The organism is Actinomadura sp. HBU206391, from assembly GCF_014323665.1.
In the GTDB taxonomy this organism is placed as follows: domain Bacteria; phylum Actinomycetota; class Actinomycetes; order Streptosporangiales; family Streptosporangiaceae; genus Actinomadura_C.
In genome coordinates, this window is sequence record NZ_JABVEB010000139.1 from 1 (window position 1) to 14,501 (window position 14,501).

Consider the following 14,501-nt stretch of genomic DNA (forward strand, 5'->3'; position numbering starts at 1 on the left):
AGCTCAAGGGCCCATTCAAACAGAGGCCGGCACACAGGCCCGCCGCTGCCCCCCGGGCAGGGTTCGGCCCCGTGGCGGCTCGGGTGCGCGGGCGGGCCGCTCCATGGTGAGTAGGCTTTCACTGTGACGGAACCACAGGTCTTTGACTATCCGGGCGTCGAAGCGGCACTTCGCGAGCGCCGCGTCGAGTGGGAGCTCGACCCCACGATCGACCGCGTTCGCGACCTGGTCGACCTCCTCGGCTCGCCGCAGCACGCGTATCCGGTGATCCACGTGGCCGGCACCAACGGCAAGACGACCACCGCCCGGATGATCGAGACACTGTTGCGGGCCCGCGGTCTGCGCACCGGTCTCATGACCAGCCCGGAACTGCGCTCGATTCGAGAGCGGATCGCGATCGACGGAGAGCCGATCAGCGAGGAGGCGTTCGTCGAGGCGTACCAGGAGATCGCCCCGTACGTCGAGATGATCGACGACAAGCACGGCGTGCGGCTGTCGTTCTTCGAGGTCGTCACGGCCATGGCCTATGCCGCGTTCGCCGACGCGCCGGTCGACGTCGCCGTCGTCGAGGTCGGCATGGGCGGTGTGTGGGACGCCACGAACGTCGCCGACGGAGCGGTCGCGGTCCTGACGCCGATCGGGCTGGACCACACCCGCCACCTCGGCGACACGATCGAAGAGATCGCCGCCGAGAAGGCGGGGATCATCAAGGACGGCGCCATCGTCGTCATGGCCCAGCAACCGCTGGACGCAGCCGAGGTGCTGCTCCGGAGGGCGGCCGAGTCACGCGCGCAGGTGGCCCGCGAGGGCATCGAGTTCGGTGTCGTCGAGCGCGAGCTGGCCTTCGGCGGCCAGCTGTTGGCGATCAAGGGCTTGCACGGCGTCTATGACGAGATCTTCCTGCCGCTGTTCGGCGACCACCAGGCGCGCAATGCCGCTTGCGCGCTCGCCGCGGTGGAGGCCTTCGCCGGCGGGGCGCCGACCGCGGGCGAGGCGAACCTGGACGCGGTGACCCGCGGAGCGGCCCCGGAGCCGTTCGACTCCGGTGAGGGCGGCGAGGGCCGGTTGGATCCCCGGCTGGTCCGCGCCGGCCTGGCCGGGGTGAGCTCGCCGGGCCGGCTCGAGATCGTACGGACGGGGCCGACGGTGCTGCTGGACGTGTCGCACAATCCGGCGGGGATGGATGCGACCGTCCACACGCTGACCGAGGACTTCGGGTTCACCAGGCTCATCGCCGTGGTCGCCGCCGCGGGGGACAAGGACATCACCGGCATGCTCGAACATCTCGAGCCGGTGGTGGACGAACTGGTCGTGACCCGCAACTCCTCCCCGCGCTCGATGCCGCCCGAGGAGCTCGGGGAGCTGGCCGAGGGCATCTTCGGCCTGGATCGCGTGCACGTGGTCCCTCGGCTGGACGACGCCATCGACCAGGCCATCGGGCTCGCCGAGGAGACCGGTGAGTACCAGGGCGCCGGCGTCGTGATCACCGGGTCGGTCGTGACCGCCGGCGACGCCCGTGTGATGCTGCGCGTCGACGAAAGATGATCCTCGTGTCGTCACGGGCGAGGCGACGGCTTTCCGCGATCATGTGGACGTACGCCATTTCCAAGGAGTAGAGGGCCATGAGAAGGCTGTTGGCGGCGGTGCTCGTCTGCGAGGCGATCGTGATCGGATTGGCGATCCCGGTCGCGATCTCGGTCGCGCACGCCGATGCGGGGACCGCCGGGATCGTCGGCGGGGCGCTGGCCCTCGCCTGCATTCTGCTGGCCGGGCTGCTCCGTTTCTCCTGGGCCGTCTTCGCCGGGGGCGTTCTGCAGGTCGTGATGATCGCCACGGGTTTCGTGGTGCCGACCATGTTCATCCTCGGTGTCGTATTCGGGGCGCTTTGGGTCACCACTATTTGGCTCGGACGCAAGGTGGAGGGAACGGAAGCGCGCTAAATTCATGCGGAGACGGCACCCGAATTCATCCGCCGGAATTCGCAATTTGCGGCTAATGCGCAAATCGGGCAGGTCGTAAAAGCCACGCGTATGGCGGATGTCGACCCCCAGGAGAAGGTCGTGTCCGCTCCATTGCAGGAATCCCCCGTGAAAGCGCGTGAGTCCGATACCGGCGTCGAGCGGGAGAAACGGGCCGGGGACCGGTTCGCGGGCGTCACCGCGCTGCTCGTCGCGGTCACGGCGGTCCCGATCGTCGCGCTGGTGGTGCCCAACACGATCTCGTACGTCGTCACGCCGGCGCTTCGCGATCTCGGCCTCGAATCCGGCCAGGCGGCCGGGCTCGTGCGCGCGAACGGCATGGCGCTGCCGGCGCTGCTGCTGGCCGTGCCCATCTCGGCGGTCGCCGCTCGCAGGGTTCCGGCCTGGCTGGTCCTGCTGACCGGCCTGCTGTGCGTCCTGGCCGGCGAGATCGCCGCACAGTTCGCCGGGTCGGTACCGGTCATCGCGGCGGTACGGGTGATCCAGGGCATCGGCGCCGGGGTGATCCTGCCCGCCACGCTCATCCTGGTCTGGGAGCGGCACGGCCGCGTACTGATCACCCTGTGGGCCGGCGTCTTCACCGCGGCGCTCTTACTTGCCATGCCGGCCGCGATGTACGCGGTGCCGGTGCCGCCGACCGCTTCCGCGGGCCCCTCCGAGGGTGCTGCGGACGGCGCGGCGGGCGACGGCTGGCGGGCGGTGCTCCAGCCCTACCCGTGGCTCATCGGGCTCGCGCTGGCGTCCGTCGCCCTGCTCGTCATCCTCCGGGTCCGGACGAAGGCCGGTCCGCTGCCGGTGCTGCGCCACACCGAGCGCACCCAGCTGCTGCTCCCGTTCGTCCCGGCCGCAGGGTTCGCCTTCCTGGCGGTCGTCACCACTTACGGCTGGTCGCCCGGAGCACAGCTCATCGTCGCCGGCATCGGCCTGATCGCGCTGGTCGGGCTGGCGCTGGCCGGCACCAGGAACACGACGATGGGGAGCCCGCACGGCTTCGCCGTCGTCGCCCTCACCACGGGACTGCTCACCCTCCCGGTCGTGGCCCCGCTGACCGGGCTCGTCAGTACCCATTCCGGGCCCCGTGGCGTGCATCTCGCGCCGTTCGCCGCCGGAGCGGCCGCCGCCGTGGCCGCCGCCCTGCTCACCGCCCGGCTCCGCGACGGCGGCACCCGTACGGCGGTGCTGTCCGGCCACGGCATGGTGATCATCGCGGTGCTGATCCTGCTGACCGTGGACGCCGGCTCGGGCACCTGGCTGCTCACCCTCCCCCTCGTCGCCCTCGGGGCGGGGATGGGAACGGCCCTCGCGGCGTCGCTGCGCGCGACCGGGCTCGGGTCGGCGCTGTTCGGCACCGCGCTGTGCTTTCCCGCGGTGCTCACCGGCTATCTCATCGTCGGCCCGTTGCAGGTCGCCGACGTCAACGAGGCCGTCGACGCGGGCGGGGGACAGCGGGAGGTCGTCTACGCGCTCACCTCCGCGTTCCGCGTCTGGCTCATCATCGCGGGCGTCATCACCGTCCTGCTGGCCGGTGGCAGCATCCTCGCCGGCCGCTCCCGCCGGGTATCCTCCTGAAACGCCGCCGCGCAGCGAAGCGAGCGTCATCCAACAGCGATCAAGTTTGGGAGTCATCCGTGTCCGAGCGCACTCTTGTCCTGGTCAAGCCCGACGGTGTCCGCCGCGGCCTCGTCGGCGACGTCATCGCGCGGATCGAGCGCAAGGGTCTGAAGATCGCCGCGCTGGAGCTGCGCACACTCAGCGCAGAGACCGCCGAGCAGCACTACGACGAGCACCGTGCGAAGCCGTTCTTCGGTTCGCTGGTCGAGTTCATCACCGGCGGCCCGCTCGTCGCCATGGTGGTCGAGGGCCCGCGTGCGATCGAGGCGTTCCGGAACCTGGCCGGCGTCACCGACCCGGTCAGCGCGGCGCCGGGAACGATCCGCGGCGACCACGCACTGGAGATCCAGGAGAACATCGTGCACGGCTCCGACTCGGCCGACTCGGCCGCGCGGGAGATCAAGCTGTTCTTTCCCGATCTTTTCTGAGTCGCCGAACTGAGGCATGCGGACCGGGGGGACCCGGTCCGCTTGTGTTTACCGACGAGTGACGTCGGGATCGGAGGTATTTGGCCCAACGCAGGGGCTCATGGTCACTGACCTCGCCGGGTCTGTCGCGTTACGATGAGCAAGCCGCTCCGCACGTCCGCCGCCAGCAGGAAGGCTCCCTTTTTTCATGGGTAACAAGCTGTCGTTCCTAGGCCGTGATATGGCGGTCGATCTGGGTACAGCGAACACTTTGGTGTACGTACGTGGCCGCGGCATTGTGCTGAACGAACCGTCCGTAGTGGCGATCAACACCAACACCGGGAAGATCGTCGCGGTCGGCATCGAGGCGAAGCGGATGATCGGCCGGACGCCCGGCAACATCGTGGCCGTGCGGCCGCTCAAGGACGGCGTGATCGCGGACTTCGACGTGACCGAGCGGATGCTCCGCTACTTCATCCAGAAGGTGCACAAGCGCCGGCACTTCGCCAAGCCCCGCATCGTGGTGGCCGTGCCGAGCGGCATCACCGGCGTCGAGCAGCGCGCCGTGAAGGAGGCCGGTTACCAGGCCGGCGCCCGGCGCGTCTACATCATCGAAGAGCCGATGGCCGCCGCGATCGGAGCGGGCCTCCCGGTGCACGAGCCGACCGGCAACATGGTCGTCGACATCGGCGGCGGCACCACCGAGGTGGCGATCATCTCGCTCGGCGGCATCGTCACCAGCCAGTCCGTACGGGTGGGCGGCGACGAACTCGACCAGGCGGTCATCTCGTACTCCAAGAAGGAGTACTCCCTGATGCTGGGCGAGCGCACCGCCGAAGAGATCAAGATGGCGATCGGCTCGGCCTACCCGTCGGCGGACGAGCCGCACGCCGAGATCCGCGGCCGCGACCTGGTGAGCGGCCTGCCCAAGACCATCGTGATCTCCGCCGAAGAGGTGCGGAGGGCGATCGAGGAGCCGGTCAACTCCATCGTCGACGCGGTCAAGACCACGCTCGACAAGTGCCCGCCGGAACTGTCCGGCGACATCATGGACCGGGGCATCGCGCTGACCGGCGGCGGCGCCCTGCTGAGGAACCTCGCGGAACGCCTGCGTGAGGAGACCGGTATGCCGATCCATATGGTCGACAACCCCCTCGACTCGGTCGTCCTCGGCACCGGCAAGTGCGTCGATGACTTCGAGTCGCTGCGGCAGGTGCTCGTTCCCGAACCACGGCGCTGACCTCGGCCCGTGAACGACACCCGGCACACACGCGCGGTTCTCGGCGCGCTGCTCTTCGTCGCCCTCGCATTGATCACCGTCGACTACCGGGGCGGCGACAACTCGCCGCTGCGCGGTCTGCGCGGTTTCGGCGCGGCCATCTTCGGCCCGATCGAGCGGGTCTCGGCCTCCGCGGTGCGGCCGATCGGCAACACCGTGGACGCGATCACCGACGCCCCGCGTGAGCGGCGCCGCGCCGACCGGCTCGCGCTGGAGAACCAGCGCCTGCGCGAGCAACTGCGCGCCAGTCGGCAGGACCAGGACCGCACCGGCCAGCTGGGCCGCCTGCTGCGCTCCGCGGGGATCGGCGGCTACAAGATCGTTTCTGGTCAGGTGATCTCCGCGGGCCAGGGCTTCGAGGACACCGTCACCATCGACGTCGGCAGCAGGAGCGGCGTGCAGAACGACATGACCGTGATGACGGGGGACGGCCTGGTCGGCCGGGTGACCCGCGTCGGCCCGGACACGGCGACGGTCCTGCTCGCCACCGACGCCGCGTCGGCGATCGGCAGCCGGGTCGAGGACTCCAAGGAGATCGGGATCGCGCAGGGCATCGGCCGGCGCGGGCTCGGCAGCGGCGGCGCCAACCCGATCCGGCTGCAACTGCTCGACGTCAACGCGCGGCTGATGCCCGGTCAGCGCATCGTCACGCTCGGTTCACAGGGCGAACGTCCCTATGTGCCCGGTGTGCCCATCGGTACCGTGGAGAAGGTCGAGCAGACGCAGGGTTCCATCACCCGCACCGCCTACATCCGGCCGTTCGTGCAGTTCACCAGCCTCGACGTGGTCGGCGTAGTGGTCGCACCGCCGAAGGAGGATCCCCGCGACGCCGTGCTGCCGCCGCGTCCGAAGGGCGCGCCCACCCCGGTGCCGCCCACCAGCCCGACCCCCTGCCCCTGCCCGACCGGAAGCGCGACCCCCGGAACGCCGGGCGTTCCGCCGGCGAGTCCGCCGGTCACCCCGGCGGGCAGCCCGATGGTCGCGCCCACGATCCGATCCACCGATGATCCGTCCAGCCGGCCCGCCCCCAGGCCGGGGAGCACGGTGACGAACACACCGGCCGGCAGAGCCGGCAGGGGGGGCTGACATGCTGCACTCCACCGCCTCGACACCACCGGCCGGGCGCAGGCTCACCGCCGTCGTCGTGATCACGCTGGCCTTGATCGTCCAGGTCTCGATGGCGAACCGGTTGCCACTGCCGGGCTCGGTCGCACCCGACCTGGTGCTGCTCACCGTCGTCGCGCTCGCACTGGTCAACGGGCCGCTGCTCGGCCTCGTCACCGGCTTCTGCGCCGGGCTGACCGCCGACATCGTGCCGCCCGCCGACCACACCATCGGGCGGTACGCCCTGGTCTACTGCCTGGTCGGCTACATCTGCGGGCTGTTCACCGACGAGATGGACCGCTCGCCGGTCACCCCGTTCATCGGCGTCGCCGCCGGTGCGCTCGCGGGGACGCTGCTGTACGTCGGGGTGGGCATGATGCTCGACGACCCGCGCGCCGGGTTGCCGGTGGCGTCCCGGCTGGTGCCCCTCATGGTCCTCTACGACGTCCTCGCCAGTCCGTTCGTGGTCTGGGCCGTGCTGCGCCTCACCCGCCGTCTCGAGGGCGAACGGGGCCACGACCGGTACGACCCGGCGACCGCCCGGTTCCGCGCCATGGCCAGGGAGCGCATGTGAGGTCCGCGTCCTATTTCCGGCTCATGGTGCTGCACGTCCTCGTGGTCACGCTGCTGCTCGTGCTCATCGGGCGGCTGTGGACGCTGCAGGTGATGAACGGCGCGCACTACAAGCAGGTCGCCGCCGAGAACCGTACGCGCGACATCGTGGTGCCCGCCCTGCGCGGGCAGATCCTCGACGATGTCGGCCGCCCGCTCGTCCGCAACCGCAGTGCCCTGGTCGTCTCGGTGGACAGCAAGGCGATGGCCCGGCAGCGTGACGGCGGCCGGGCGGTGCTGCACCGGCTGGCGGGCGTGCTCGGCACCTCCTACAACGATCTCGCGCTCAAGACCCGGCTGTGCGCTCCGGGCATCAAGCGGCCCTGCTGGCCCGGCTCGCCGTACCAGCCGATCCCGATCGACGACCAGGTCGACATCAAGCGCGCCCTGCAGATCATGGAGCGGCAGGAGGAGTTCCCCGGCGTCATCGCCCAGGTGCAGGCCGTACGGGACTATCCGAAGACCGAGGGCGCCACCGCCGTGCAGGCCCTCGGCTATCTCTCCCCGATCACCCAGGAGGAGATGGACCGGCGCAAGGGCATCAAGGTCACCGGCTACAGCCGGGTCGACCTGGTCGGCAGGGACGGCCTCGAGGCCGTCTACGACGCCGACCTGCGCGGCGAGCCGGGGATCCGCCGCCTCATGGTCGACAGCCAGGGGCGGGTCACCGGCACCGCCCGTGAGGACCCGGCGCGGCCCGGCGACCATCTGGTCACGAGCATCGACGCCAGGGTGCAGGGCGCGGTCGAGCAGGCCCTCGCGAAGGCCGTCGCCGACATGCGCGCCCAGGGCAAGAAGGCCGAGGCCGCGGCCGGCGTCGTGCTCGACGTGAAGACCGGCCGGGTGATCGCCCTAGCCAGCCTGCCCACATACGACCCGGCCGTCTGGACCGGCGGCATCACCCAGTCCGAGTACGACGCGCTGCTCGGCAAGGGCCAGGGCGAGCCGCTGATCTCGCGGGCCACGCAGGGCCAGTTCGCGCCCGGGTCCACCTTCAAGATCTCCTCGGTGGCGGCCGCGGTGAGGGACGGCTACCCGCTCAACGGTATCTACGACTGCCCGGGTTCCTTCAACGTCGGCAGCCGGGCCTTCACCAACTTCGAGGGCCAGGGCCATGGGCCGATGGACCTGCACAAGGCCCTCGTCGTGTCCTGCGACACGATCTTCTACCGGTTCGCCTACGAGGAGTGGCTGCGCGACGGCGGGATCCATCCGGTGCCGAAGCCCAAGGACCCGATGCCGGCGATGGCTCGCATGTACGGGTTCGGCAGGCCCACCGGAATCGACCTGCCGAGCGAGTCGTCCGGCCGGATCCCCGACCGGACGTGGAAGAAGTCGTACTGGGAGGCGACCAAGCAGGAGAACTGCCGGGCGGCCAAGTCGGGCTACCCGGAGCTCGAACGCACCGACCCTTCGCGCGCCGCCTACCTGAAGCTGATGGCCGCGGAGAACTGCGTGGACGGCTATATCTTGCGCGCCGGTGACGCCGCCAACTTCTCCGTCGGCCAGGGTGACGTGCTCGTGACCCCGCTCCAGCTGGTGCGGGCCTACGCGGCCATCGGCAACGGCGGCAAGCTGGTCGTGCCGCGGCTGGCCCGCGCGGTCGTGCGGCCCGACGGCACCGTGGTCCGGGAGATCAAGCCGCCCGCGCCGCAACGCCTGCCGGTCGATCCCAAGGTGATCTCCTACATCCAGAAGGCGCTCGCCGAGGTGCCCACCAAGGGCACCGCCGCCGGTGCCTTCTCCGGTTTCGACTTCAAGAAGGTCTCCGTGGCCGGCAAGACCGGCACCGCGGAGGTCTTCGGCAAGGACGACACCGCCTGGTTCGCCTCGTACGCGCCGGCGAACGACCCGCGGCTGGCCGTGGTGGTCATGGTGACGCAGGCGGCGACGGGTGGCGCGGTCGCCGCACCCGCCGTACGGGAGATCTACGAGACGATCTACGGCCTCAACGGAAAGAAGGCGGTCTGGCCCGACGGGAAACCGCCGACCAGGCTGCCGAAGCCGCGCCGCGACGGAAGCTTCGCGGCGCCATGATCACCAGTCCTCTGCAGCGCCCGTCGCTCTGGCGGCAGGCCGCCGCGCTGCGCCGCCTGGACTGGACCTTGATCTTCGCCGTCTTCGTGCTGTCGGTGATCGGTGCGCTTCTGGTGTGGTCGGCGACCCGCGTCGGCCCGATCGGGCTGCCCAAGGACCCGCACGCCTTCCTCAAACGGCACCTGCTCAACCTGCTGATCGGCTTCGGGCTCGGCGCCCTGGTGACCGTGCTGGACTACCGGCTCCTGCGGGCCTACGCGCCGTTCCTGTACGCCCTGTCGTGCATCGGCCTGATCGCGGTGCTGTCCCCGCTGGGCGACACCATCAACGGCTCCCATTCGTGGATCGTGCTGGGCGGCGGCTTCCAGGTGCAGCCGTCGGAGTTCGGCAAGGTCGGCCTGGTGATCCTGCTCGCCATGCTGCTCGGTGAGCCGCGTGACGGCGAGGTGGGCCCGGGTTACCGCGACATCCTGCTCGGCCTGGCGCTCGCGGCCCTGCCCGCGGTGCTGATCATGCTGCAGCCGGACCTCGGGACCACGCTGGTGTTCGGAGCCGTGGTCATGGGCATGCTCGCGATCTCGGGCGCCCCGAAGCGCTGGATGATCGGGCTCGTCGCCCTCGCCGCATCGGCGGCCTTCGCGGTGTGGTACTTCGGCTTTCTGAAGCCGTACCAGATCGCCCGCTTCACGGCGTTCGCGAATCCGGCGGCGGACCCGCGCGGCGCCGGCTACAACGCCCAGCAGGCGCGCATCGCGGTGGGCTCGGGCGGCTTCAGCGGCAAGGGACTGTTCAACGGCGAGCAGACCGCCGGCCATTTCGTGCCCGAGCAGCAGACCGACTTCATCTTCACGGTCGCGGGGGAGGAGCTCGGCTTCGTCGGCGCGCTCGTCATCCTGGTATTGCTCGGCATCGTGCTGTGGCACGGCCTGCGGATCGCCAGCCAGGCGATGGACCTGTTCGGCACGCTCGTGGCCAGCGGGGTCGTATGCTGGCTGGCCTTCCAGACCTTCGAGAACGTCGGCATGACCCTCGGCATCATGCCGATCACAGGCCTGCCCCTGCCGTTCCTGTCCTACGGCGGATCGGCGACCTTCGCCAACATGATCGCGCTGGGCCTGCTCCAAGCCGTACACCTGCGCTCCCACAACGTCTAGGCTGGAGTTTCATCCCCGCGTCCTTTCCCCGGAGATCCTTATGCCCGTTGAATCGATCTTCCCCCGTCTGGAGCCGCTGCTTCCGACCGTGCAGAAGCCGATTCAGTACGTCGGTGGCGAGCTGAACTCCCAGGTCAAGGACTGGGACGAGGCCGAGGTCCGCTGGGCGCTCATGTACCCGGACGCCTACGAGGTGGGCCTGCCCAACCAGGGCGTGCAGATCCTGTACGAGATCCTGAACGAGCGCGAGGGAGTGCTGGCCGAGCGGACGTACTCGGTCTGGCCCGACCTCGAGGCGCTCATGCGCGAGCACGCGATCCCGCAGTTCACCGTCGACGCGCACCGCCCTGTGGCGGCCTTCGACGTCCTCGGCCTCAGCTTCGCCACCGAGCTCGGCTACACCAACATGCTGACCGCGCTCGATCTGGCCGGCATCCCGCTGCGCTCGCAGGACCGGACCGACGAGCACCCGATCGTGCTCGCCGGGGGACACGCGGCCTTCAATCCAGAGCCGATCGCCGACTTCCTCGACGCGGCCGTACTCGGCGACGGCGAGCAGGTCGTGCTGGCGATCACAGAGGTCGTCCGGGAGTGGCGGCGTGAGGGCGAGCCCGGCGGCCGTGACGAACTGCTGCTGCGCCTCGCCAAGTCCGGCGGCGTCTACGTGCCGCGGTTCTACGACGTGACCTATCTGCCGGACGGCCGGATCCAGCGGGTGGCGCCGAACCGGCCGGGCGTCCCCTGGCGGGTCGCCAAGCACACGGTCATGGATCTGGACGAGTGGCCGTACCCGAAGAAGCCGCTGGTCCCGCTCGCCGAGACCGTGCACGAGCGGTTCAGCGTGGAGATCTTCCGGGGCTGCACGCGCGGGTGCCGGTTCTGCCAGGCCGGGATGATCACGCGACCGGTGCGCGAGCGCTCCATCTCGGCCATCGGCGACATGGTCGAGACCGGGCTGAAGGCGTCAGGGCTGGACGAGGTGGGCCTGCTGTCGCTGTCCAGTGCCGACCACAGCGAGATCGGAGACGTCGCCAAGGGACTGGCCGACCGCTACGAGGGCACGAACACCTCGCTGTCGCTGCCGTCGACCCGGGTGGACGCCTTCAACATCACCCTCGCCAACGAGCTCTCCCGCGGCGGGCGCCGGTCCGGGCTGACCTTCGCCCCCGAGGGCGGGTCCGAGCGGATGCGCAAGGTGATCAACAAGATGGTCACCGAGGACGATCTGATCCGTACCGTGACGACGGCGTACGAGAACGGCTGGCGGCAGGTCAAGCTCTACTTCATGTGCGGGCTGCCCACCGAGGAGGACGAGGACGTCCTCGCCATCGCCGACATGGCGCGGCGGGTGATCAAGGCGGGGCGGGAGGCCACCGGCCGTCGTGACATCCGCTGTACGGTCTCCATCGGCGGGTTCGTGCCCAAGCCCCACACACCGTTCCAGTGGGCCGCGCAGGCCGACCACGTGACCGTGGACCGCCGGCTGTACGCGCTGAAGGACTCGCTGCGCCGTGACCGGGAGTACGGCAAGGCCATCGGCCTGCGCTACCACGACGGCAAGCCATCGATCATCGAAGGGCTGCTGTCGCGGGGCGACCGCCGGGTGGGCGAGGTCATCTCGGCCGCGTGGGAGGCCGGCGCCCGCTTCGACGGCTGGAGCGAGCACTTCTCCTACGAGCGGTGGGTGGCCTCGGCCGAGCGGGCGTTCGCGGCGCAGCCCGTCGACCTGGACTGGTACACGACCCGCGAGCGCGAGGAGGTCGAGGTGCTGCCGTGGGACCACCTCGACGCGGGGCTCGACCGGGAGTGGCTCTGGCAGGACTGGCAGGACGCGGTCGACGAGACCGAGGTCGAGGACTGCCGCTGGACGCCCTGTTACGACTGCGGCGTCTGCCCGACCATGGACACCGAGATCCAGATCGGCCCGACCGGCCGAAAACTGCTGCCGCTCAGCGTCGTCAAGTGAACGGATCGAGCCGGAAGACCGTCTGAGAATCGTGACATCCTCCCCGCAGCCGTCCGAACAGTGGACGGAACCCCAGCGCGCTCAGCAGTATCGGCAACCGCCGGAGCAGCAGCGACATCAGCCTGAGCAGTACCAGCAGCAGTACCAGCAGTACCAGCAGCAGCAGTACCAACAGCAGCAGTACCAACAGCAGCAGTACCAACAGCAGCAGTACCAGCAGCAGTATCAACGGCAGCCGGCCGGCTGCATCGCCTGGCCGGCCCGGGTGATCGCGGTGTTGGTCGTGGTGCCGGTGCGGCTCCTGTGGGAGGCCGCCGCCGCGATCGGCCGGCTCCTGAACGCCGTCCTGCTACGGCCGCTCGGGTGGCTGTTCATGACGCTGGTCGTGACGCCGCTGCAGTTTCTGTGGCTGTGGCTTGTCGTACGTCCGGCGGGCCTGCTGTACCGCGCGGTGCTCACGCCGGTTGGCCGGTTCCTGTACCAATACCTGCTCAGGCCCGTCGGACGGGCGCTCCGGTGGCTCGTGGTCGGGCTGGCGATCATCGTCTTCACGCCGATCGCATGGGTCGCCCGGGGCATCGGGGCGGCCGTCATGGCGCTGTACCGACTGACCCGGCCGGTCTTGGCCGCGATCGGCCACGTGCTCATGGACGCACTGTCGTTCGGCTGGCGGGTCGGCGGCGTCGTGGCGCGGTACGTCGGTCTGGTGCTCGGCCTGCTGATCGTCCGGCCGCTCCGGTGGCTGTGGCGAGCATTGCTCCGGCCGGTTCTCGCGGCGGTTCGGTGGACGTGGAACCTGCTGGTGGTGGCGCCTTTGCGCTGGGTGACGGTCAGCGTTCTGCGTCCGATCGGCGGCGCGACGCGGGCCGTGCTCCGGGCCATGGGCGTAGGCGGCCCCTGAGCCCCGTACTCTATAAGGGTGCTGCATGACTCCGGCCGTAGCGGGCATCGCACGCGATGCGCACGGCGGGTGGCCGGGCGGCACCCTCGATTGGCAGACGTTTTTACTGGACGCTAGTAGGAAGGACTAAGACCCTGGCTCCCATGCCGGAGGGTCCAGCGCCGGTTCCCGTGACCCAGCGCCTGCGTGTGCGCTATGCCAAGCGCGGCAGGTTGCGGTTCACGAGTCACCGCGACATTTCCCGGGCCGTGGAACGCGCAGTGCGGCGCGCCGGGATCCCTGTCGCGTACAGCGCCGGATTCACACCGCACCCCAAGATCTCTTACGCGGGTGCGGCTGCGACCGGAGTGGCGAGCGAGGCGGAATACCTCGAGATCGGGCTCACCGATACCCGCGACCCCGCGTGGGTACGGACCGCCCTCGACGAAGCGCTTCCCGGCGGTCTCGACATCGTTGATGTCGTGGCGGCTCGGACGGGCTCGTCGATTGCGGACCGGCTGGAGGCGTCCGAGTGGACGATACGGCTGGACGGTGTCGCCACAGGCGCCGCAGCCGAGGCCACCGGAACCTTCATGGCCGCCGCTGAGGTCGAGGTCGAACGCCTCACCAGGAAGGGGCTGCGTCGTTTCGATGCCAGGTCGGCCGTCTGTGCTTGCAAGGTTGAGGCCTGCGATCCGGACCGGCGCGGCATGGACGAGACGGCTGTCCCTTGTGTGATACTTCGAATGGTTGTTCGGCATACAACTCCTGCCGTACGACCTGACGACGTCCTAGCCGGACTGCGTCAGGTGGCCGACTTCGCGCCGCAGTCACCCCCATTGGTGACTCGGCTGGCGCAGGGCCCCCTGAACGCGGGCACCGGCGAGCTCACGGATCCACTGGATCCTGACCGGGAGACCGAACCGACAGGTGGCGCTGCCATCGCGGGGAACGGTCTCGCGAGCATGCCGGTCGGAGTCGTGAGCGCAGACGTTGTCAGCGCCCAACCGTAGGGACGGCACTGTGCACACGGTGCCGCGCCGCAGGGGACGGAAGAGCGCACCCCCAACGACTTTTGTCGTCGGCCCCGGACGAAAGCCCGGAACGCGACGACTCTGACGACAGACGGAGCTCCTGTGCGGCGCACGGTGCTGGTTCACCTGATGGTGGGGCATGCCGTAGCGCCCGGGGGCCTGACAGGAGATTGCCCGCATGCTCGAGAACGAGGCCGACACGGCCACCGGTGCCGAAGGCACGGAACTGACAGATACAGATAACGATGCGGCCGGCCCGGAGAAGGGCCCGGAGAAGCGGACGCGCCCACGCCGCCGTGCGGCCAGCCGCCCGGCGGGTCCTCCGCCCGAGTTCGACGACGCCCCGGCCGCGGTGACCCCGCCGGCCCCTGCCGCCACACCGCCTCCGGCCGCCACGCCGCCCCCGGCAATGCCGACCACCCCGCCCCCGGTGGCCGC

General features: G+C 70.0%; 13 protein-coding genes. All 13 read left to right on the forward strand.

Annotation, left to right across the window (positions count from 1 at the left end):
* Positions 1-123 precede the first annotated feature (123 nt).
* Positions 124-1,545 carry a bifunctional folylpolyglutamate synthase/dihydrofolate synthase gene (locus HKK72_RS27320; protein WP_187237305.1) on the forward strand — a complete coding sequence of 474 codons (1,422 nt, stop codon included), beginning with the start codon at positions 124-126 and terminating at the stop codon, positions 1,543-1,545.
* A 77-nt stretch (positions 1,546-1,622) separates the two neighbouring features.
* Entirely contained in the window at positions 1,623-1,940 is a 318-nt protein-coding gene (locus HKK72_RS27325) for a DUF4233 domain-containing protein (protein ID WP_187237306.1), read from the forward strand.
* A 147-nt stretch (positions 1,941-2,087) separates the two neighbouring features.
* Complete coding sequence (locus HKK72_RS27330) at positions 2,088-3,548, forward strand: hypothetical protein (protein ID WP_187237307.1); 1,461 nt, start codon at positions 2,088-2,090, stop codon at positions 3,546-3,548.
* A gap of 59 nt (positions 3,549-3,607) precedes the next feature.
* Entirely contained in the window at positions 3,608-4,018 is a 411-nt protein-coding gene (gene ndk, locus HKK72_RS27335; protein WP_187237308.1) for a nucleoside-diphosphate kinase, read from the forward strand.
* A gap of 187 nt (positions 4,019-4,205) precedes the next feature.
* A complete protein-coding gene (locus tag HKK72_RS27340) occupies positions 4,206-5,237 on the forward strand; it encodes a rod shape-determining protein (protein ID WP_187237309.1) in 1,032 nt (343 codons plus the stop codon).
* Between the two features lie 9 nt (positions 5,238-5,246).
* Complete coding sequence (gene mreC, locus HKK72_RS27345; RefSeq protein ID WP_187237310.1) at positions 5,247-6,362, forward strand: rod shape-determining protein MreC; 1,116 nt, start codon at positions 5,247-5,249, stop codon at positions 6,360-6,362.
* A 1-nt stretch (position 6,363) separates the two neighbouring features.
* Positions 6,364-6,954: a rod shape-determining protein MreD gene (mreD, locus tag HKK72_RS27350; protein ID WP_187237311.1), complete on the forward strand. Its 591-nt coding sequence runs from the start codon at positions 6,364-6,366 to the stop codon at positions 6,952-6,954.
* Positions 6,955-6,977: 23 nt separating this feature from the next.
* Positions 6,978-9,029, forward strand: coding sequence for a penicillin-binding protein 2 (gene mrdA / locus HKK72_RS27355; protein ID WP_222721190.1), 2,052 nt, complete (start codon positions 6,978-6,980; stop codon positions 9,027-9,029).
* On the forward strand, positions 9,026-10,183 hold the full coding sequence (rodA, locus tag HKK72_RS27360) for a rod shape-determining protein RodA (RefSeq protein WP_187237313.1): 1,158 nt from the start codon (positions 9,026-9,028) through the stop codon (positions 10,181-10,183). Before mrdA ends, rodA begins: the two co-directional genes overlap by 4 nt.
* A gap of 40 nt (positions 10,184-10,223) precedes the next feature.
* The gene (locus HKK72_RS27365) at positions 10,224-12,149 is read left to right on the forward strand and encodes a TIGR03960 family B12-binding radical SAM protein (RefSeq protein WP_187237314.1); all 1,926 of its coding nucleotides are present in this window, start codon (positions 10,224-10,226) and stop codon (positions 12,147-12,149) included.
* 31 nt (positions 12,150-12,180) lie between these two features.
* Entirely contained in the window at positions 12,181-13,050 is an 870-nt protein-coding gene (locus tag HKK72_RS27370) for a hypothetical protein (protein WP_187237315.1), read from the forward strand.
* 143 nt (positions 13,051-13,193) lie between these two features.
* Positions 13,194-14,042, forward strand: a complete 849-nt coding sequence (locus tag HKK72_RS27375) for a TIGR03936 family radical SAM-associated protein (protein WP_187237316.1) — start codon at positions 13,194-13,196, stop codon at positions 14,040-14,042.
* A gap of 199 nt (positions 14,043-14,241) precedes the next feature.
* The coding region (locus HKK72_RS40095) for a hypothetical protein (RefSeq protein ID WP_222721186.1) at positions 14,242-14,501 on the forward strand (260 nt) is incomplete at its 3' end.